The following is an 18,094-nucleotide window of genomic DNA, read 5'->3' on the forward strand; positions in this document are numbered from 1 at the left end:
AGGGCCTACCCCACACCCTTCCGCGACAGCGCCGCCAGCCGCCGCACCAGCGCGACCAGCGCCACCGGCTCGAAGGGCTTGGCCAGGTAGCCGTCCACCCCGACCGACTCGCCCTGCTGGAGCTCCTCCGGCCCGCAGGCGCTGATGATCGCGATCCGCAGATGGCCGGTGGCTGCGCCGGCCCGCAGCAGTGCCGCCGTCCGCAGCCCGTCCAGCCGCGGCATCCGGACATCCAGGGTGACCACGTCCGGCCGGACCCGCTCGACGATCTCCAGGCACTCGGCACCGTCGGCGGCGGTCACGACCTCGAAACCCTCAAGTTCCAGGTTGACCTTGATCAGCTGGCGAATCACCTGACTGTCGTCGACAACCAGGACCCGCCCCGAGGCGCCCGACACATCACTCAGGGTAGGCGCGCTGCTGACGCCTCGTCCGCCCTTTCCGCACTTCCACTCGACCGGACGACCGCGCCGCGCGGAAAACGTGTGCGCAAGCACCCGTGACGGACTGGTAGTGTTCTGCGTGTCGCAAGGCAGGCCCCCGTAGCTCAGGGGATAGAGCACCGCCCTCCGGAGGCGGGTGCGTAGGTTCGAATCCTACCGGGGGCACTTCGCGAGAAGTGCAGTTGAGGCCCGGATCGGCGAGGTTGACTCGCCGGTCCGGGCCTCGGTCTTTTCCGGGTCGACTTTCCCGAGTGGCGGGGGCGGCACCGGACGGGGAGGGTGACCGAGGGGGACCGACTCCGACCCGGGCCACCGCCCGAGGTCCAGCACCGCCCGGAGGCAACCAGTGCCTGTCGTCACCACTCCGTACGCACCCGGCACCCCGTGCTGGGTCGACCTCATGGTCCCGGACCAGCAGGCCGCCCTGGACTTCTACCGGGACCTCTTCGGCTGGCAGGGCGAGGTCGGCCCGGAGGAGTTCGGCGGATACGCCGTGTGCACGCTGCTGGGCAAGCCGGTCGCGGGGATCATGAAGGCCATGTCGATGGACGGCAGTCCGCTGCCGCCGCCCACCTGGACCACCTACCTCTCGGTCCGCGACGCGACGGCGACCCAGGAGGCCGTGACCGCCAACGGCGGCCAGGTGCTGGCGCCCGCGATGGCCGTCGGCGAGCTGGGCCGGATGCTGGTCGCGCTGGACCCGCAGGGTGCGGCCTTCGGAGCCTGGGAGCCGCTGCAGTTCCCGGGCGCCCAGATCGTGAACGAGCCCGGCGCCCTGGTGTGGAGCCAGCTCAACACCTCGGACCCGGCCGGGGCGGCGGCCTTCTACGAGGCGGTGGCCGGTCTCCGGGCCGCGCCGATGCCGGAGATGCCGGAGTTCACCGGGTTCCAGGTGGACGGACGCACCATCGGCGGTCTGCAGGGCCTGGAGAACTTCGAGGCCGGGACTCCCCCGCACTGGTTGACCAACTTCGCCGTGGACGACGTCGACTCGACCGTCGACGCGCTGGTCCGGGCGCGGGGGACGGTGCTGGTGCCGGCCTTCGACATGGACAAGGTCGGTCGGATGGCGGTCGTCCAGGACCCGCAGGGCGCCGCCTTCGCCGTCGTCGCCACCAGCGCGCCCGCGCTGCCCTGACGCACGGGAGAACGGCTTCGGCCCGGCCGGTGGGTACCGGCCGGGCCGACGTGTGCCCCGGCGCTACGGGCGCGGGATGTTGCGGAGGTTGCTGCGGGCCAGGTCGACCATCCGGCCGACTCCGCCGTCCAGCACCATCTTGGCTCCGGCCAGCGCGAACCCGCCGATCTGCTGGGCGGTGACGTGCGGCGGGATGGAGAGCGCGGCGGGATCGGTGACCACGTCGAGGACGACCGGGCCCGGGTGGTCCAGCGCCTCGCGGAGCGCCTTCCGCAGCTCCCCCGGGTCCTCGACCCGGATCCCCCGCGCCCCGGCGGCGTCGGCGATGGCCGCGTAGTCGGTGTGCTGGTAGCGGGTGGCGTGCGGGGGCAGCCCGTCGACCATCATCTCCAGGTCGATCATGCCGAGCGCGGAGTTGTTGAACACCACGACCTTGACCGGCAGTTGCCGCTGGACCAGGGTCAACAGGTCGCCCATCAGCATGGAGAAGCCGCCGTCTCCCGACATCGAGACCACCTGCCGTCCCGGCAGGGCCAGTTGGGCGCCGATGGCCATCGGCATCGCGTTGGCCATGGAGCCGTGGGTGAAGGAGCCGATCACCCGGCGGCGGCCGTTGGGGCTGATGTAGCGGGCGGCCCAGACGTTGCACATGCCGGTGTCGACGGTGAACACGGCGTCCGCGGACGCCTCCTCGTCGAGGACGGCGGCGACGTACTCGGGGTGGATCGGCCGGTGCTTGTCCACCTTCCGGGTGTACGCGCCGACCACGCCCTCCAGCGCGTCCGCGTGCTTCTTCAGCATCCGGTCGAGGAAGCGGCGGTCGGTCTTGGCGGCCACCCTGGGGGTGAGCCCGCGCAGGGTCTCGCCGACGTCGCCCCAGACGCCGAGGTCCAGCCGGGAGCGCCGGCCCAGGTGCTCCGGCCGAACGTCGACCTGCACGATCCTGACGTCGGTGGGCAGGAACGCGTTGTAGGGGAAGTCCGTGCCCAGCAGCACCAGCAGGTCGGCCTCGTGGGTGGCCTCGTAGGCGGCGCCGTAGCCGAGCAGCCCGGACATGCCCACGTCGTAGGGGTTGTCGTACTGGATCCACTCCTTGCCCCGCAGCGCGTGGCCGACCGGGGCCTTCACCCGTTCGGCGAAGGCCATCACCTCGGCGTGCGCGCCGGCCGTCCCGCTGCCGCAGAACAGGGTGACCTTCTCCGCCTCGTCGACCATCCGGGCGAACTCGGCCAGCTCGGCCTCGCCCGGCCGGACGGTCGGCCGACGGTCCGGCAGCGACGGCCGGACCGGACCGGCGACCGCCTCCTGCCCGGCCACGTCGCCCGGCAGGCTGATCACCGCCACCCCCGACCGGCCGAGCGCGTGCTGGATCGCGGTCTGCAGCACCCTGGGCATCTGGGCCGGCTCGGTCACCAGCTCCGAGTAGTGGCTGCACTCGGCGAACAGCCGGTCCGGGTGCGTCTCCTGGAAGTAGCCGGTGCCGATCTGGTTGCTCGGGATCTGCGCGGCCAGGGCGAGGACCGGGGCCATGCTCCGCTGGGCGTCGTAGAGCCCGTTGATCAGATGGAGGTTGCCCGGGCCGCAGCTCCCCGCGCACACCGCCAGCCTGCCGGTGAGCTGCGCCTCGGCACTGGCCGCGAATGCCGCGACCTCCTCGTGCCGGACCTGCACCCATTCGATCCCGTCCCGCCGGCGGACCGCGTCGGTCACCGGGTTCAGGCTGTCGCCGACCACCCCGTAGATCCGCTCGACCCCCGCCTGCACCAACCCGTCGACGAACTGCTCGGCCACGGTCCGACCTGCCACGCCTGCCACCTCTCCAGCCTCGGGCCCCGGTCCGGTGCGGGCTCCGTCGCGATCCGCCGACCGGGTGCGGGCATCTGCACCTCGCGGCCCCACGTTAGCGAGGCCGCCGGTCGATCGCCGGTCGAACTCGCGCACGACACGGCCCCTGACGGTCGGTCATGGTCGGCGGCGGCAGCGGCCCGGCCGCGCGGCACGCGCGAGGCCTTCCGGCTGCGTCGGGGTGGCGCTCCGGCGGTATCATGCAACAGCGTTCGCGGCCGTGGCGGAACTGGCATACGCGCCCGACTTAGGATCGGGTGGGGGTGATTCCCTGTGAGGGTTCGAGTCCCTTCGGCCGCACTCGAAGCGGAGGGCTGCCCGGTGTGCACCGGGCAGCCCTCCGCTGTCTCCGCTGTCAGCCCAGCAGTTCGCGGAGCACCGGGACCAGGCCCCGGAAGGCCTTGCCCCGGTGACTGATCTCGTTCTTCTGCTCCGGCGTCAGTTCCGCGCAGGTCACCTCGTAGCCGTCGGGCTGGAGGACCGGGTCGTAGCCGAAGCCGTTGGCGCCGGCCGGCTCGAAGCGCAGGGTGCCACGCAGTTGTCCCTCGACCACCCGCTCGGTGCCGTCGGGCAGCGCCAGGGCCGCGGCGCAGGCGAAGTGCGCGGCGCGGTGCGGCGGCGCGATGTCGCCGAGCTGGGCCAGCAGCAGGTCGAGGTTGGCCTTGTCGTCGCCGTGCGCACCGGCCCAGCGGGCGGAGAAGATGCCCGGCGCCCCGCCGAGGACGTCCACGCACAGCCCGGAGTCGTCCGCGACCGCCGGGCAGCCGGTCGCCCGGGCCAGGGCGTGCGCCTTGAGCAGGGCGTTCTCCGCGAAGGTGACCCCGGTCTCGCGGACGTCGGGGACCTCGGGATAGGCGTCCGCGCCGACCAGCTCGACGTCCAGGCCGGCTGCGCCGAGGATCGCGCGCAGCTCGCCGACCTTGTGGGCGTTCCGGGTGGCCAGGATCAGCCGGAGGGCGGGAGTGCGGTCCGTGGTGTCGGCCATGCCGGTCAGCCCTCCAGCACCTTGCGCTGGATGGCGTCCAGCTCCGCGCAGCCGAGCTGCCCCAGGTCGAGCAGTTGGTCGAGCAGCGCCCGGTCGAAGGGCGCGCCCTCGGCGGTGCCCTGGACCTCCACGAACTTCCCCTCGCCGGTGCAGACGATGTTCATGTCGGTCTCGGCGCGGACGTCCTCCTCGTAGCAGAGGTCCAGCATCGGCACCCCGCCGACGATGCCCACGCTCACCGCGCTGACCGCGCCGACGATCGGCTCGGCCTTGGAGCGGGTGATCTTCTTCGCCTGCGCCCAGCGGACCGCGTCGACCAGCGCGACATAGGCGCCGGTGATCGCCGCGGTACGGGTGCCGCCGTCGGCCTGGAGCACGTCGCAGTCGATGGCGATGGTGTTCTCGGAGAGCGCGCGGGTGTCGACGACGCCGCGGAGCGAGCGGCCGATCAGCCGGCTGATCTCATGGGTCCGGCCGCCGATCTTGCCGCGGACGGACTCGCGGTCGTTCCGGGTGTTGGTGGCGCGCGGCAGCATCGAGTACTCGCCGGTCACCCATCCCTCCCCGCTGCCGCGCCGCCAGCGGGGCACGCCCTCGGTGACGCTCGCGGTGCACAGGACCCGGGTGTCGCCGAAGGAGACCAGCACGGACCCCTCGGCGTGCTTGCTCCAGCCGCGCTCGATGGTGATCGGGCGGAGCTGGTCGTCGGTTCGGCCGTCGATGCGTGTCATGGTTCGACCCTATCGGGTGCGAATGCCCTCGTCGGCGCGGGCCGGAGCGCGCGCACGGGCGCGTGACCGGCGGCGGACGCGCCGGTCGGTCGGGCGGTCCCGACACCCCGCCCGGGGCCCGGCGGGACCGCCCGGTCGGACCCGTCAGTCCATCATGTCCTCGATGTCGGCGGCGATCGGGTCGGCGTCGGTGCCGATCACCACCTGGACCGCGGTGCCCATCTTGACCACACCGTGCGCGCCGGCCGCCTTCAGCGCCTTCTCGTCGACCTTGGAGGGGTCGCGGAGCTCGGTGCGCAGCCGGGTGATGCAGCCCTCGACCTCCTCGATGTTCTCGATGCCGCCGAGGCCCGCGACGATCTTCTCAGCCTTAGTGGGCATGTTGTCAGCTCCTGTTCTCGCCCAAGTGCGTCGACCGTCGGACAGTCCGTCAGACTGCCCTTTTCGTCCGCATTCTCCAAGTAATGCACGGTTGGCCCAGCTTTGCTCGCAAAGATCACCCGGCTCACCCAGGATGACGATGAGGGGATCCCGGTCCCTACGCGCGCCAGACAAGGAGAGTCCATGAGTTCGGCGAACGCCGTCGCCCCGCAGCAGCAGTGGTGGCAGGGCCTGGTGGGCGGCCTGCAGAAGATGGGGCGGAGCCTCCAGCTGCCGATCGCCGTACTCCCCGCCGCCGGCATCCTGAACCGGCTCGGCCAGGACGACATCCACACCTCGTGGCACTTCCCTGAGAAGCTGGTCCAGGTCTTCGGCGGGGCCGGCGGCGCGCTGCTCAACGGCTCCCTGGGCCTGCCGCTGCTGTTCGCGGTCGGTGTGGCCATCGGCATGGCCAAGAAGGCGGACGGTTCGACCGCGCTGGCGGCGGTGGCCGGGTTCCTGGTCTACTACAACATCCTTCAGGTCTTCGCGAAGTGCAAGACCGCCGGAACCACCCTCAACAACGGCGTCTGCGTGACCGGCCCGGCGGCCGGCCCCTGGAGCGCAGTGGCCCCGCCGACCATCCAGAACCCGGGCGTCTTCGGCGGGATCGTCATCGGGCTGCTGTCCGCCTACTTCTGGCAGCGGCTGCACCGGGTCAAGCTGGTGGACTGGCTGGGCTTCTTCAACGGCCGCCGACTGGTCCCGATCGTGATGTCCGGGGTGGCGCTGGTCTTCGCCGTCCTCTGCCTCTGGGTCTGGCCGCCGATCGGCAACGCGCTCGACCACTTCGCCAACTGGCTGACCGGGCTCGGCTCCACCGGTTCCGGCATCTTCGGCGTGGCCAACCGCGCGCTGCTGGTGGTCGGCATGCACCAGTTCCTGAACACCTTCGTCTGGTTCCAGTTCGGGGACTACACCAAGCCCGACGGCCAGGTCGTGCACGGCGACATCAACCGGTTCCTGGCCGGTGACCCGACGGCCGGCCAGTTCACCTCGGGCTTCTTCCCGATCATGATGTTCGCGCTGCCGGCCGCCGCCATGGCCATCGCCCACTGCGCCAAGCCCAGCCGCCGCAAGGAGGTGACCGGGATGATGATCTCGGTCGCGCTCACCTCCTTCGTCACCGGCGTGACCGAGCCGATCGAGTACTCGTTCCTCTACATCGCCCCGGTGCTCTACGGGATCCACGCGGTGCTCACCGGTGTGTCGATGGCCGTCACCTGGGGCCTGGGCGTGCACGACGGATTCAGCTTCTCGGCCGGGTTCATCGACTACGTCATCAACTTCAGCCTGGCCACCAAACCGCTGCTGATCATTCCCATCGGCGCGTGTTTCGCGGTGGTGTACTACACGCTCTTCCGGGTCGTGATCACCAAGTTCGACCTGAAGACCCCGGGCCGCGAGGACGACGCCGAGGAGCTGGAGATCGAGAACGTCAAGTAGCGACGTCCCGTCAGCAAGGCCCGGGCCCGGTGGTCCGGGCCTTCGCGCGGCCGCGGAGCCGGAGGCTTCAGAAGCGGTAGACCGCGCCGGGGTGGGCCAGCTCCACCGGGCCCGGGTAGACCTCCGCCGCGTCGGCGAGGTTGCGCTCCGGGTCGGTCCAGGGCGGGATGTGGGTGAGCACCAGTCGGCGCACGCCCGCGCGGGCGGCGTGCTGGCCGGCCTGGCGGCCGGTCAGGTGGAGGTCCGGGATGTCCTCCTTGCCGTGGGTGAACGCGGCCTCGCTGAGCAGCAGGTCCGTGTCCCGGGCCAGCTCGACCAGCTGCTCGCAGGGGCCGGTGTCACCGGTGTAGACGAAGGAGCGGCCCCGGTGCTCGACCCGGAAGGCGTAGGCCTCGACCGGGTGCGCGACCCGGGTCGCGGTGATGCTCAGCGGTCCGAGCCGGAACGTTCCCTCTTCCAGGGTGCCGAACTCGAAGACCTCCTTCATCCCCGGGTGCTCGTCCATGTCGTAGGCGCGGGCCAGCCGTTCGGCGGTGCCGTGCGGACCGAGCACCGGCAGCGGCGCCGGACAGCCGCCCACCCGGTAGTTGCGGGCGACGTAGTAGGCGCACATGTCGACGCAGTGGTCCGCGTGGAGGTGGCTGAGCAGCACCGCGTCCACCGCGTAGAGGTCGCAGTAGCGCTGGAGCGCGCCCAGCGCGCCGTTGCCGAGGTCTATCACCAGTCGGAAGCCGTCGGCCTCGACCAGGTAGCAGGAACAGGGCGAGTCGGCCGACGGGAAGCTCCCCGAGCTTCCCACCACGGTCAGGTCCATGCCGCGTCCTCCGCCTGCTGCTCGTGCCACTGCTGCGCTCCGCTGCGCAGGAGCTTCACTGCGTGAGAGTCGAGAGTAAGGCGGAGCTGTGGATTCGCAGCCGTCCGCGGGGCCGGTTGTGGTCGGAATCACCAGTACGGGGGGAGCCGCGCGCTCCCCCCGTACTGGTGTCCCCCTCCGGTGTCCGCGGATCGGGGTGGCCTACCGGCGTCCTCGCTCAGCGGTCGCGGTTCCGGGGGCGGCGGGCGCTCCAGGCGCGGATGGTGTCGGCGTACCACCGGGGCCGTCCGAGGACGCTGATCACGTCCGGCTCGGGCAGGACACCCTGTCTTCGGTAGGACTTCACCGTCTCCGGTCTGACCCCGAGATGCGCGGCTACCTCGATGTAGGACCAGAGTTCACCTGTGCCAGGACTCATCGAGCCCCTCCTCCGCTGTGCGCGTGACCAGCGCCGATCTGTCCTCAGCGCCGGCCGGTCGGTCTGCCTCAAGCTTTTGCCGACGGAGCGGGGGGCAAGCGGAGGGAAGGCCCTCTGTCGTCGACCTGTGACGGTTTCGGGTCAGAAAACGGACACGGAAACGGCGGCGGGCGGAGTCCCCCCGGGAAGGGGTCCTGCCGCCCGCCGCCGTCGGAGCGTGGGCCGGAGCGCGGCGTCGGTCAGGCCCAGAGCTGGCCCTGCAGGGCCTCGACCGCCTGCTCGGTGGTCTCGGCGGTGTAGATGCCGGTGGACAGGTACTTCCAGCCGCCGTCGGCGACCACGAAGACGATGTCCGCGCGCTCCCCGGCCTGCACGGCCTTCCGGCCGACGCCGAGCGCGGCATGCAGGATCGCGCCGGTCGAGACACCGGCGAAGATACCTTCCTGCTGCAGCAGTTCCCGGGTCCGCCGCACCGCGTCGGCCGAGCCGACCGAGAAACGGGTGGTCAGCACCGAGGCGTCGTAGAGCTCGGGGACGAAGCCCTCGTCGAGGTTGCGCAGCCCGTAGACCACGTCGTCGTAGCGCGGCTCGGCGGCGACGATCCGGACGCCGGGGACCTTCTCCCGCAGGTAGCGGCCGACGCCCATCAGGGTGCCGGTGGTGCCCAGACCGGCCACGAAGTGGGTGACCGTGGGCAGGTCCGCCAGGATCTCCGGACCGGTGCCCGCGTAGTGCGCGCCGGCGTTGTCCGGGTTGCCGTACTGGTAGAGCATCACCCAGTCGGGGTGCTCGGCGGCGAGCTCCTTGGCCACCCGGACGGCGGTGTTGGAGCCGCCGGCCGCCGGCGAGGGGATGACCTCGGCGCCCCACATCCGGAGCAGCTCGCGGCGCTCCTCGCTGGTGTTCTCCGGCATCACGCAGACCATCCGGTAGCCCTTGAGCTTGGCCGCCATGGCCAGCGAGATGCCGGTGTTGCCGCTGGTCGGCTCCAGGACGGTGCAGCCCGGGGTGAGCCGGCCCTCGGCCTCCGCCCGCTCGATCATGTGGAGCGCCGGACGGTCCTTGATCGAGCCGGTGGGGTTGCGGTCCTCCAGCTTGGCCCAGAGGCGAACGACACCCGACTCGTTGCCGGGGATGCCCGCCGAGAGGCGCGGCAGGCCGACCAGGGGGGTGTTGCCGACGGCGTCGAGCGGGGTGTCGTAGCGCATCAGACGGAACCGCCGGCCACGGCCGGAAGGATGGTGACGCTGTCGCCGGCGGCCACCGCGGTGTTGATCCCGTCGAGGAAGCGGACGTCCTCGTCGTTGAGGTAGACGTTGACGAAGCGGCGCAGCTCGCCGGCGTCGACCAGCCGGGCCCGGATGCCGGGGTGGCGGGCGTCGAGGTCGGTGAACAGGTCGCCGAGGGTGCTGCCGCTGCCCTCGACCGCCTTGGCGCCGTCGGTGTAGGTGCGGAGGATGGTGGGGATGCGGACCTCGATGGCCATGACTGCACTCCAGGGGGTGGCGGGTCGGGAAAGCAGGGGCCGCCCGGCCGGTGGCGCGGGCGGAGCGGGCGTGGGTGCCGCGCTGAGCTCAGACGGCGCGACAGATCGCACTGGCGAGGCGGCACAGGTCGACGTGCAGCCGCGCCACCAGGCGGATGCCTGCGGCCGGAGTGCTCACATCGAGGGAACGCATGCGGTCATGGTATCGATTCCCGGGCCGTGGACGGGATGCCCGTCTCAGCCAGCGGTCGTTTCCGTCCCATATCGCGAGAACTTCGCCTGTGAACAGGTCGGTGTCCGAGATTCCGGCCCCCGCACTCCCCCCGGGCCCGCCTCAGCTGTAGCTCTCGACGATCTCGACCGGCTCCTCGGTGATCACGCCGTCCACGATCCGGTACGAGCGGAACTGGAACGGCCCCTCGTCACTGCCGCAGTCGGCGGTGGAGACCAGCACGTAGTGGGCCTCGGGCTCGGAGGCGTAGGAGACGTCGGTGCGGGAGGGGTAGGCCTCGGTCGCCGTGTGGGAGTGGTAGACGATCACCGGCTCCTCGTCCCGGTCGTCCATCTCCCGGTAGAGCTTGAGCAGGTCGCCGGAGTCGAACTCGTAGAAGGTGGGCGAGCGGGCCGCGTTCAGCATCGGGATGAAGCGCTCGGGGCGGCCGCCGCCGGCCGCCCCGGCGACGACGCCGCAGGCCTCGTCGGGGTGGTCGGCCCGGGCGTGGGCGAGGATCCGGTCGTGCAGCTCGCGCGTGATGATCAGCATGGCGCCAGGATAGGCCGGGCCCGGAGGCCGCCGCCGGGCGCTCAGCGCATCAGCGCCTCCAGCAGGGTCTCCTGGAGCCCGCCCAGCCAGAGGTAGGCCATGGTCAGCGGCTTGGTCGGGTCCTCGTCCGGCAGCTCGTACAGCGAGGTGTCGTCGTCGCCGACCTCCAGTCGGCTGCCCAGGGTCAGCCGCAGGTCGTTCAGCGCGCCCAGCCAGTGCCGGCAGTCCTCGGGTTCGAGCGCCAGCTCGATCCGCCCCCGGCGCCCGGTCGGCGCCCGGTCGATGCTGCGGACCAGCGCCAGCCCGTCCTCGCGCTTGCGGGCCCGCAGGTCGTTCTCGGTGAAGCGGCGGAACTCGGCCGACTGCTCGGCCGCGTCCGGCCCCTCGCCGTAGGCGTCGGGGAAGAGCCGGGCGAGGGCCGGGTCGTCCGGGGGCTCACTGGGGCCGGTGGCGAAGAGCCGCGCCAGCGGGTCGTCGCTCTCGGACGGGTCGTCGCCGGGACCGATCAGTTCCAGCATCTGGACGACGAGGCTGCGCAGGATGGACGCCTCGGTCGGATCGAGGGTGAGCGAGGCCCCACCGCGGCGGTCGGGCTTGAACAGTCCGGACATGGGAGGTTCCGTGACGCCTTTCGTAGAGTCGGTCGGACGCGAGCGTCACTTGTCGTGCTGCAGCGTGGCCCACAGCCCGTAGCCGTGCATGGCCTGGACGTCGCGCTCCATCTCCTCACGACTGCCGCTGGAGACCGTGGCCCGTCCCTTGTGGTGCACATCCATCATCAACTCACGGGCCTTGTCCTTGGAGTAGCCGAAGTACGACTGGAAGACATAGGTCACGTACGTCATCAGGTTCACCGGGTCGTTGTGGACGATCGTCACCCAGGGAACGTCGGGCTCCTGCACCGCGAAGGGTGTCGACTCCGACTCCGTGCGCTCGATCTCGACCGGCGCGACGCTCACGGCGGTGGCTCCTGTTCGGGGGGTTCGGGTTCGACCGGTTCGGGTCCGGCCGGGGACGGCGGTGCGATCGGGCCCGGCGGGACCGTTTGCCGTACCTTCCCATGCTGCCATCCGGGGGATCCCGAAGCGATCCGGGGCACGCCCGTCGAGAAATCGTCAAAGTGACGAGATGGCGGTAGCATCATCCCCATGGACGCCGCTCCCCTCCCGCCGAGTGCCCCCGCGCGTGCCGACTCCACCGCGCTGCTCACCGACCGCTACGAGTTGACCATGCTGCAGGCGGCCCTGCGCAGCGGCGCCGCCCAGCGCCACTCGGTCTTCGAAGTGTTCACCCGACGGCTGCCCGAGGGCCGCCGCTACGGCGTCACCGCCGGGGTCGGCCGGGTGCTGGACGCGGTGGAGGCCTTCCGCTTCACCACCCCGCAGCTGGACTGGCTGTCCGACCAGCGGGTGGTCGACGACGCCACCCTGGCCTGGCTGGCGGACTACCGCTTCACCGGCGACATCCGCGGCTACGGCGAGGGCGAGTGCTACTTCCCCGGCTCGCCGGTCATGGTGGTCGAGGGCACCTTCGCCGAAGCGGTGATCCTGGAGACGGCGATCCTGTCGATCCTCAACTACGACTCGGCCATCGCCGCCGCCGCCTCGCGGATGTCCGCCGCGGCCGGCGGCCGCCCGCTGATCGAGATGGGCGCCCGCCGGGCGCACGAGCTGGCGGCGGTGTCCGCGGCCCGCGCCGCCTACGTGGCCGGCTTCGCGGCCACCTCCGACCTCCAGGCCGGTTTCCAGTACGGGCTGCCGACCACCGGGACCAGCGCCCACGCCTTCACCCTGCTGCACGACAGCGAGCGGGACGCCTTCACCGCGCAGATCGAGTCGATGGGGCGCGGCACCACCCTGCTGATCGACACCTACGACCTGGCCGAGGCGGTCCGCACCGCCATCGAGGTGGCCGGCCCCGACCTGGGCGCGGTCCGGATCGACTCGGGCGACCTGCTGATGCTGGCGCACCGGGTCCGCCGGCAGCTGGACGAGCTGGGGGCGGCCAAGACCCGGATCACCGTCACCAGCGACCTGGACGAGTACGCCATCGCGGCGCTGGGCACCGCGCCGGTCGACGGCTACGGGGTCGGCACCTCGCTGGTCACCGGCAGCGGGCAGCCGACCTGCGCGATGGTCTACAAGCTGGTGGCCCGGGCCTCCTCGACCGACCCCGACGCGCCGCTGGTGCCGGTGGCGAAACGTTCTGCCGGGGCCAAGGCCAGCCGGGGCGGGCGCAAGTGGGGAGCACGTCGGCTGGACGCCGAGGGCGTCGCCGAGGCCGAGGTGGTCGGCGTGGGGCCGGTGCCGCAGGACCTCACCGACCGGCTGCTGCACCGCCCGCTGGTGGAGGGCGGCAAGATCGTCGGACGCGAGCCGCTGGCCGACGCCCGCGCCCGGCACCTGCGCTCGCGCGAGCAGCTGCCGATGTCGGCGACCCAGCTGTCGAAGGGTGAGCCGGTGATCCCGACCGAGTACGTCACCCGATCGGGGCACGCCGGCTGACGGCCCCGTCGGGGGCCGCCCACGGCCGCGGCGGGAACGCGGCCGGGTCACGGTCGGGTCGCGGTCCGGCCCGGGTGGCGGAAGTCGCATGCGTCACTCTTCCCCCGCGTCCCGCCCGCTCCCTACGCTCTCTCCAACGCCCGTATTTTCCGAAGCGAGGTCACCGATGCACCGCGCCCTGATCATCGTCGACGTGCAGAACGACTTCTGCGAAGGCGGCAGCCTCGCCGTCGCCGGGGGCTCGGAGGTTGCCGCGTCCATCACCGACCTCGTCGGCGAGGCCGCGCCCGGATACGCGCACGTGGTGGCGACCCGCGACCACCACGTGGACCCGGGCGACCACTTCTCGGACGCTCCGGACTACGTCAGGAGCTGGCCCCCGCACTGCGTCGCCGGGACCGAGGGCATCGGCTTCCACCCCAACTTCGCCCCCGCCGTGATCTCCGGCGCGGTCGAGACCGTCTTCGACAAGGGCGCGTACGCGGCGGCCTACAGCGGCTTCGAGGGCAGCAACGAGAACGGCGAGTCACTGGCCGGCTGGCTGCGCGAGCGCGGGGTGACCGAGGTGGACGTGGTGGGCATCGCCACCGACCACTGCGTGAAGGCCACCGCCCTGGACGCCGCCCGCGAGGGCTTCACCACCCGGGTGCTGCTGGACCTGACCGCGGGCGTGGCCAAGGAGACCACCGAGGCCGCGCTGGAGCAGATGCAGGCGGCCGGGGTGCAGCTGACCGGCACCCCGGTGGTCCTGGCCGGCTGAGCGCCGACCGGGACCGCCGGGGCCCGGCCCTCCCCGGCTCAGGCGGGGGTGCCGCCCGCGTAGTCGCTGTCGAAGGCGTTCTCGATGACCGAGGCCACCCCGGAGTCGCTCAGGATGATCCCCAGCTCGCGGTTGTCCTCCAGCGAGTTGGAGGTGATGTTCATCGAACCGGCCTCGACCACCTGGGTGGACAGTCCGTAGTCCGCGACGATCGCCTTGGCGTGGATGTAGAAGCCGGTGCTGGAGGAGTAGCCGACCACGGTGGCGCCGGCGTCCTCGACCTTCTGCACCTCGGAGGAGTAGTCGGAGGGGTCCTCCAGGACGACCCGCACGGTGACGCCGGACTCGGCGGCGTTGGCGATGGCGTCGACCACGGCGCTGTCGCTGAACTCCTCCTCCTCGACGTCCAGCGTGGTGGTCGCGCCGTTGATGACGGAGAGCAGTCGGCTCTCGGAGGTCGTCGGCGACCAGAGCAGGTTGTCGCCGTCGCTCGGAGTGATCGAGGTGTGGGCGTAGTCGGCGGCGAAGACCTTCTCGATCGCGTTGACGTCGTTGAGGTCGCTGTCGAAGACCCCGTAGTCACGGCTGGTCGGGTAGTACTCCGAGGTCAGGTTGCCGGTCAGGATCAGCGACTCGTCGTCGTTGACGGTGATGGTCTTCTGGTGGGTGTAGGTGAACGCGGAGGAGGAGTAGACGACGCCGACCCCGGCGGCCTTGAGGGCCGAGTAGGCCGAGGCGTTGGTGGAGGTCTCCTCGCGGTCGAGGATCACCCGGACCTTCACGCCGGCCTTCTCCCGGGCGATCAGGTCGTTCACCGCGGTGGTGTCCTTCAGCTCGTACATGGTCATGTCGAGCGAGGTGGTGGCCGAGTTGATGAACGAGTAGATGGTCGGCTCGCTGCTGCCGAGATTGAAGGCGAAGGCCGAGTAGGCGTCGGCGGCATGCGAGGGGACGGCAGTGGCCAGCGCGGCGGCACAGGCCGCGACCACGACCCCGGTACGACGGGCGGACAGACGCTTCATGGTTGTCTCCCTGAACACTTGACGCTTCGTCAGGCCGGGCGGCCCGCGCGGTCCAGAAGACCATGGGCGTACGAACCGGAGGACGCCAACTTGATTAACATGACATGTCCATTTGATGGTGGCCCCGTTCGCTTTCGCGGCGGCCCGGCCCGGAGCCGGGGGCGCTCGAAAGGGGCGCTCGGACGGCGCACTCCGGCGTACGCCGCCGACATCTGAGCGCTCACGAAAAAACTGCGCAAGCCGGGACAGAACCGGACCTCCGTGCTCCTGTGCGGCCTCCGCTCGGGCGCAGGCCTGCGGCATATGCAAAACGTCCGCCTGTTCGATGAGTCCGTGCGCCCCCCGTGCCCCTCCCCCCAGGGGTCCGAGTGAGGGTCACCTATCCTCCGGGCCGGGTACATCGTGGAGGAAACCCCCTTCTCCCCCGCTGCGAAGGACGGAACAGCCATGCCCCGCCTGACCCCCGCTCAGATTTGCTACGGCACGCTCGCAGTCGTCATCGCCACGGTCGCTCTCCTCGCTGCCACCGGCACCCACAGCCTGCTCACCACCGCCCTGGTGGCGATCCTGGGGATCACCCTCGGCACGATCGCCGCGGCCCTCGCGATCACCGCCCCCGCGCGGCATGCGGCGGCCGACCGGCAGAGCCTGCTGGTGGCGCGGAACCGACCCGGCACCGCGCCGGGCGCCGCACGGACCGGCTCGCCGACCGTCGGGTCCGTCCGCCAGAAGGCCGGCGCCCGCCGCTGAACACCGGGACGGGGGACCCGGTGCTCCGCGAACCGCGAGCACTCGGCACGACCGCACCACCGCACCACCGCACCACCGCACCACCGCACCACCACAGAGCCGCCGGACCGGTCAGAGCACGCGCACCACGACCGTCTTGGCGGCTTTGTCGTGCAGGCACTGCCGGTAGGGGCGGTCCCAGGTGCACCAGAGTACGTTCAGCAGCGAGAAGATCGCCGGAATGCAGAGCGCGCTCAGCAGCCCGGGCAGCCAGTACACCCCGGACCTGATCCATCCCGGTCGGCCGACCGGCACCGCGCCGTCCGCCAGCATCGCCACCCGGATGCCCATGACCATCTTGCCGACGGTCCGACCGCGCGCCCTGGTCAGCATCAGCCCCTCGTAGACGAAGCCGAGCAGCCCGAGCACCACCTCGACCACAAAGGTGATCACATTGTGGTTGCGGCTGGAGGCGGCGTCGGCGATCAGCGAGAGCGGCACTCCGACCACCGCGACCAGCAGCGTGTCGATGATCCGGGCCACCAGCCGCCGCCCCAGACCGCCGAGCGGCGGCATCGCTGCGCCGGGGGTCTGCTCGACCGGCGGGGCGCTGCCGTACGGGCTCTCGTACGGACTGCCGTAGGGGGTGTCGTAGGGACTGGCGGGGCGACCGCCGTGGGGCGAGCCGTAGGGGTTCTGCTCCTGGCCGCCGCCGGGCGTGCCGTAGGGCGACCCCTCGGGAGCCCCAGGAGCCCCGGGCCGCACGCCGTACGGGGAGTCGGAGGGCGAGCCGCCCCCCTCGGGCTTGTCGAACGAGGGCGGGGTCGGCTCACCGGGCGGCTCAGGTGTCGTCATATCAGCAGTAGATAACCTGATGGGCCGTCACCCTATCGCAATCGGTGTTATTTCCGACCAACAGGGTGAACCCGGCCGTCCCTGGACGACTCGGTCGCACCGGAGGCGACGAAGGTGCCCGCCGCCTTGTCGTGCCCGCACTGCCGCCACGGCCGGTCGATCGTGCACCACAGCAGCTCCAGCACGCCCACCACCAGCAGCAGCGGCAGCTGATAGCACAGCCAGCGGGTGAGCGAGCGACCGAAACCGGGCGCCCGCTTGGAGCGCAGCCCGGCCACCCGCAGCCCGAAGACCGCCTTGCCCGGGGTGCGCCCCCAGAGCGTGGTCGGCAGCACCTCGTAGACCAGCCCGACCACGAGCACGCCGAGCAGCAGCAGCCCCGCGCTGCGCAGCACGGTCGGGTCGACCAGCCAGACCGTGGTCGGACCGGAGAGCTCCCGGGCGGCGTCGATCTTGTCCTGGAGGTGGGTCACCACATGCTGCACCAGCGGCGCCGCCAGCGGGGTGACCGCGCCCGTGGTCAGCACGAGGTCGAACAGCCGGGCCGCGAACCGCCGGCCGAGCGGGGCGGGACGCGGGCCGCTCGGCCGTCCGCCCAGCGGCCGGACCTGCCGGGGGGCTGGCACCGGCGGCACGGCGGCCGGCGGCGTCACGGCCGGGAGCGAGGCCGCCGGGAGCGAGTCGGCCGGAAGCGCCGCCGCCGGGGCCGGAGGCTGCGCAGTCGGCTGCGGTGCGGGTTGCGGAGTCGCGGCCGGGGCTTCGGCCGGGGTCGCGCGCCGGGGCGCGGGCGTGGGCGCGGGCGCAGGTGCAGGCGTGCGGGCCGGGGCGGTCACGGGCACCGGCTCCGGGGCGGTCACGGGGACCGGGCGCAGAGCCCGGGCGGGGCCCGGGAAGGGCGCCGGACCCGGGAAGGGGGCGGGGCCGGGGAAAGGGGCGGGGCCCGGTACCGAGGCCGGTGCGGGCGTCAGCACCAACGCCCTGGGGCCGTCCGCCGTCAGCGGCCGGGCGGGCTCGGGCAGGACCTCGTCGCCCCCCGGCGCGCCCCAGGACACCCAGCGCGGCACCGACTCGGTCTCCAGCAGCCCCCGCTGCTGCGCCGCGTCCGCGCGCCAGCGGCTCTCGCGTTCGAGGGTGGTCTCGGCCTCCCCCGACCCCGTGCCGTCCTGCTCCGGGCGCGCCAGTGGCTGCCCGGTGGTCTCGTCCAGGTAGATCGGCCCGGACTCCTCCAGCGGCTCCCGCTCCACCGGATCCGGGACGGGGAGCAGCGGCGCGGGCGGGGGCACGGAGCTCATCGAGGGCGCGTTCGGCCGCGCCGCCGCGCGCGGCGGCGGCAGCGTCTCGCCGTCGGCCGGGGTCGGCCTGCTGGTCCCGGGCAGCCAGTGCTGCCCGTCCCAGTAGCGGACGAAGCCGGGGATCGAGGGGTCGGGGTAGTACCCGGGCGCGGGACGGCCGTCGGACCGGTCGTCCGGGGAGGGAGGGCCAGCGGAGGGGGGAACCGGCATGGAAATGGACCTGCTTCGTCTGCGTCGCCGACGGCGCCCTGGACCTTCAGAATGCGCCGAGTCATCAAGCCGTGGCAAAGCGTAGTACCCGCCCGCCCCGCTTCGGGCGTCTTGCGGGAGAACGCGCCCTGGGAGCCGTCCCGATGCCCGGCATCCGGTTCGTGGAATTTTCCGGCCGAACCGCTGTAAGAGTCGGTGGGCTTCCGGCTCTCCCCCGTGCGGGCCGCCGAAGG

21 protein-coding genes and 2 tRNA genes are annotated in these 18,094 nt (G+C 72.0%); 7 read left to right on the top strand and 16 right to left on the bottom strand.

The window, feature by feature from the left end; translation table 11 throughout:
- Positions 1 to 5 precede the first annotated feature (5 nt).
- On the bottom strand, positions 6 to 398 hold the full coding sequence (locus BS75_RS43345; RefSeq protein ID WP_042437211.1) for a response regulator: 393 nt from the start codon (positions 396 to 398) through the stop codon (positions 6 to 8).
- A 138-nt stretch (positions 399 to 536) separates the two neighbouring features.
- On the opposite strand from BS75_RS43345, the gene BS75_RS14155 reads away from it, so the two are divergent.
- Both BS75_RS14155 and BS75_RS14160 read left to right on the top strand, forming a co-directional pair.
- Positions 537 to 608 (top strand) — tRNA-Arg (locus BS75_RS14155).
- 181 nt (positions 609 to 789) lie between these two features.
- Complete coding sequence (locus BS75_RS14160; RefSeq protein ID WP_034088472.1) at positions 790 to 1,581, top strand: VOC family protein; 792 nt, start codon at positions 790 to 792, stop codon at positions 1,579 to 1,581.
- Between the two features lie 63 nt (positions 1,582 to 1,644).
- On the opposite strand, the gene BS75_RS14165 is transcribed toward BS75_RS14160, so the two are convergent.
- Complete coding sequence (locus tag BS75_RS14165; protein ID WP_034088473.1) at positions 1,645 to 3,387, bottom strand: pyruvate dehydrogenase; 1,743 nt, start codon at positions 3,385 to 3,387, stop codon at positions 1,645 to 1,647.
- 253 nt (positions 3,388 to 3,640) lie between these two features.
- Between BS75_RS14165 and BS75_RS14170 the strand changes: the two genes are divergently transcribed.
- A tRNA-Leu gene (locus BS75_RS14170) sits at positions 3,641 to 3,726 on the top strand.
- A 55-nt stretch (positions 3,727 to 3,781) separates the two neighbouring features.
- Here BS75_RS14170 and rdgB read toward each other — a convergent pair.
- The 3 genes from rdgB to BS75_RS14185 all read right to left on the bottom strand — a co-directional run bounded on the left by rdgB (position 3,782) and on the right by BS75_RS14185 (position 5,523).
- Entirely contained in the window at positions 3,782 to 4,411 is a 630-nt protein-coding gene (rdgB, locus tag BS75_RS14175) for an RdgB/HAM1 family non-canonical purine NTP pyrophosphatase (RefSeq protein WP_034088474.1), read from the bottom strand.
- Positions 4,412 to 4,416: 5 nt separating this feature from the next.
- A complete protein-coding gene (rph, locus tag BS75_RS14180) occupies positions 4,417 to 5,142 on the bottom strand; it encodes a ribonuclease PH (protein WP_034088475.1) in 726 nt (241 codons plus the stop codon).
- Between the two features lie 144 nt (positions 5,143 to 5,286).
- Complete coding sequence (locus tag BS75_RS14185; protein ID WP_034088476.1) at positions 5,287 to 5,523, bottom strand: glucose PTS transporter subunit EIIB; 237 nt, start codon at positions 5,521 to 5,523, stop codon at positions 5,287 to 5,289.
- Positions 5,524 to 5,706: 183 nt separating this feature from the next.
- On the opposite strand from BS75_RS14185, the gene BS75_RS14190 reads away from it, so the two are divergent.
- Entirely contained in the window at positions 5,707 to 7,008 is a 1,302-nt protein-coding gene (locus BS75_RS14190) for a PTS transporter subunit EIIC (RefSeq protein ID WP_034088477.1), read from the top strand.
- Positions 7,009 to 7,075: 67 nt separating this feature from the next.
- Here BS75_RS14190 and BS75_RS14195 read toward each other — a convergent pair whose 3' ends face one another.
- The 8 genes from BS75_RS14195 to clpS form a co-directional block, all read right to left on the bottom strand.
- Complete coding sequence (locus tag BS75_RS14195) at positions 7,076 to 7,822, bottom strand: MBL fold metallo-hydrolase (RefSeq protein ID WP_034088478.1); 747 nt, start codon at positions 7,820 to 7,822, stop codon at positions 7,076 to 7,078.
- Between the two features lie 217 nt (positions 7,823 to 8,039).
- Entirely contained in the window at positions 8,040 to 8,240 is a 201-nt protein-coding gene (locus tag BS75_RS14200) for a helix-turn-helix transcriptional regulator (RefSeq protein ID WP_034088479.1), read from the bottom strand.
- 239 nt (positions 8,241 to 8,479) lie between these two features.
- A complete protein-coding gene (locus tag BS75_RS14205; RefSeq protein ID WP_034088480.1) occupies positions 8,480 to 9,448 on the bottom strand; it encodes a PLP-dependent cysteine synthase family protein in 969 nt (322 codons plus the stop codon).
- Positions 9,448 to 9,726, bottom strand: coding sequence for a MoaD/ThiS family protein (locus BS75_RS14210; protein ID WP_034088481.1), 279 nt, complete (start codon positions 9,724 to 9,726; stop codon positions 9,448 to 9,450). Before BS75_RS14210 ends, BS75_RS14205 begins: the two co-directional genes overlap by 1 nt.
- Before the next feature lie 88 nt (positions 9,727 to 9,814).
- Positions 9,815 to 9,919, bottom strand: coding sequence for a putative leader peptide (locus BS75_RS51910; protein WP_331281424.1), 105 nt, complete (start codon positions 9,917 to 9,919; stop codon positions 9,815 to 9,817).
- Between the two features lie 141 nt (positions 9,920 to 10,060).
- Entirely contained in the window at positions 10,061 to 10,489 is a 429-nt protein-coding gene (locus BS75_RS14215) for a Mov34/MPN/PAD-1 family protein (protein WP_034088482.1), read from the bottom strand.
- A gap of 41 nt (positions 10,490 to 10,530) precedes the next feature.
- The gene (locus tag BS75_RS14220) at positions 10,531 to 11,100 is read right to left on the bottom strand and encodes a DUF2017 domain-containing protein (protein ID WP_034088483.1); all 570 of its coding nucleotides are present in this window, start codon (positions 11,098 to 11,100) and stop codon (positions 10,531 to 10,533) included.
- Positions 11,101 to 11,145: 45 nt separating this feature from the next.
- Positions 11,146 to 11,448, bottom strand: a complete 303-nt coding sequence (gene clpS, locus BS75_RS14225; RefSeq protein WP_034088484.1) for an ATP-dependent Clp protease adapter ClpS — start codon at positions 11,446 to 11,448, stop codon at positions 11,146 to 11,148.
- Between the two features lie 189 nt (positions 11,449 to 11,637).
- On the opposite strand from clpS, the gene BS75_RS14230 reads away from it, so the two are divergent.
- Positions 11,638 to 12,993 (top strand): nicotinate phosphoribosyltransferase, encoded by a 1,356-nt coding sequence (locus BS75_RS14230; RefSeq protein ID WP_034088485.1) that lies wholly within the window; start codon positions 11,638 to 11,640, stop codon positions 12,991 to 12,993.
- A 166-nt stretch (positions 12,994 to 13,159) separates the two neighbouring features.
- Positions 13,160 to 13,753: a nicotinamidase gene (locus BS75_RS14235; RefSeq protein ID WP_034088486.1), complete on the top strand. Its 594-nt coding sequence runs from the start codon at positions 13,160 to 13,162 to the stop codon at positions 13,751 to 13,753.
- 38 nt (positions 13,754 to 13,791) lie between these two features.
- Here the strand turns inward: BS75_RS14235 and BS75_RS14240 are convergent, their stop codons facing one another.
- On the bottom strand, positions 13,792 to 14,775 hold the full coding sequence (locus tag BS75_RS14240; protein ID WP_034088487.1) for a phospholipase D-like domain-containing protein: 984 nt from the start codon (positions 14,773 to 14,775) through the stop codon (positions 13,792 to 13,794).
- Positions 14,776 to 15,222: 447 nt separating this feature from the next.
- On the opposite strand from BS75_RS14240, the gene BS75_RS14245 reads away from it, so the two are divergent.
- Positions 15,223 to 15,525 carry a hypothetical protein gene (locus BS75_RS14245; RefSeq protein ID WP_034088488.1) on the top strand — a complete coding sequence of 101 codons (303 nt, stop codon included), beginning with the start codon at positions 15,223 to 15,225 and terminating at the stop codon, positions 15,523 to 15,525.
- A 111-nt stretch (positions 15,526 to 15,636) separates the two neighbouring features.
- On the opposite strand, the gene BS75_RS14250 is transcribed toward BS75_RS14245, so the two are convergent.
- Together BS75_RS14250 and BS75_RS14255 are read right to left on the bottom strand one after the other, a co-directional pair.
- Positions 15,637 to 16,359 carry an RDD family protein gene (locus BS75_RS14250; protein ID WP_034088489.1) on the bottom strand — a complete coding sequence of 241 codons (723 nt, stop codon included), beginning with the start codon at positions 16,357 to 16,359 and terminating at the stop codon, positions 15,637 to 15,639.
- Positions 16,360 to 16,406: 47 nt separating this feature from the next.
- A complete protein-coding gene (locus BS75_RS14255) occupies positions 16,407 to 17,861 on the bottom strand; it encodes an RDD family protein (protein WP_052069410.1) in 1,455 nt (484 codons plus the stop codon).
- Positions 17,862 to 18,094 lie beyond the last annotated feature (233 nt).

Origin of the sequence: Streptacidiphilus albus JL83 (assembly GCF_000744705.1) — a bacterium.
GTDB lineage: Bacteria > Actinomycetota > Actinomycetes > Streptomycetales > Streptomycetaceae > Streptacidiphilus > Streptacidiphilus albus.

Coding starts and splice junctions, on each gene's coding strand:
- rdgB (WP_034088474.1), bottom strand. CDS start 4,411: ATGGCCGACACCACGGACCGCACTCCCGCCCTCCGGCTGATCCTGGCC.
- rph (WP_034088475.1), bottom strand. CDS start 5,142: ATGACACGCATCGACGGCCGAACCGACGACCAGCTCCGCCCGATCACC.
- BS75_RS14185 (WP_034088476.1), bottom strand. CDS start 5,523: ATGCCCACTAAGGCTGAGAAGATCGTCGCGGGCCTCGGCGGCATCGAG.
- BS75_RS14190 (WP_034088477.1), top strand. CDS start 5,707: ATGAGTTCGGCGAACGCCGTCGCCCCGCAGCAGCAGTGGTGGCAGGGC.
- BS75_RS14195 (WP_034088478.1), bottom strand. CDS start 7,822: ATGGACCTGACCGTGGTGGGAAGCTCGGGGAGCTTCCCGTCGGCCGAC.
- BS75_RS14200 (WP_034088479.1), bottom strand. CDS start 8,240: ATGAGTCCTGGCACAGGTGAACTCTGGTCCTACATCGAGGTAGCCGCG.
- BS75_RS14205 (WP_034088480.1), bottom strand. CDS start 9,448: ATGCGCTACGACACCCCGCTCGACGCCGTCGGCAACACCCCCCTGGTC.
- BS75_RS14210 (WP_034088481.1), bottom strand. CDS start 9,726: ATGGCCATCGAGGTCCGCATCCCCACCATCCTCCGCACCTACACCGAC.
- BS75_RS51910 (WP_331281424.1), bottom strand. CDS start 9,919: ATGCGTTCCCTCGATGTGAGCACTCCGGCCGCAGGCATCCGCCTGGTG.
- BS75_RS14215 (WP_034088482.1), bottom strand. CDS start 10,489: ATGCTGATCATCACGCGCGAGCTGCACGACCGGATCCTCGCCCACGCC.
- BS75_RS14220 (WP_034088483.1), bottom strand. CDS start 11,100: ATGTCCGGACTGTTCAAGCCCGACCGCCGCGGTGGGGCCTCGCTCACC.
- BS75_RS14230 (WP_034088485.1), top strand. CDS start 11,638: ATGGACGCCGCTCCCCTCCCGCCGAGTGCCCCCGCGCGTGCCGACTCC.
- BS75_RS14235 (WP_034088486.1), top strand. CDS start 13,160: ATGCACCGCGCCCTGATCATCGTCGACGTGCAGAACGACTTCTGCGAA.
- BS75_RS14240 (WP_034088487.1), bottom strand. CDS start 14,775: ATGAAGCGTCTGTCCGCCCGTCGTACCGGGGTCGTGGTCGCGGCCTGT.
- BS75_RS14245 (WP_034088488.1), top strand. CDS start 15,223: ATGCCCCGCCTGACCCCCGCTCAGATTTGCTACGGCACGCTCGCAGTC.
- BS75_RS14250 (WP_034088489.1), bottom strand. CDS start 16,359: ATGACGACACCTGAGCCGCCCGGTGAGCCGACCCCGCCCTCGTTCGAC.
- BS75_RS14255 (WP_052069410.1), bottom strand. CDS start 17,861: ATGCCGGTTCCCCCCTCCGCTGGCCCTCCCTCCCCGGACGACCGGTCC.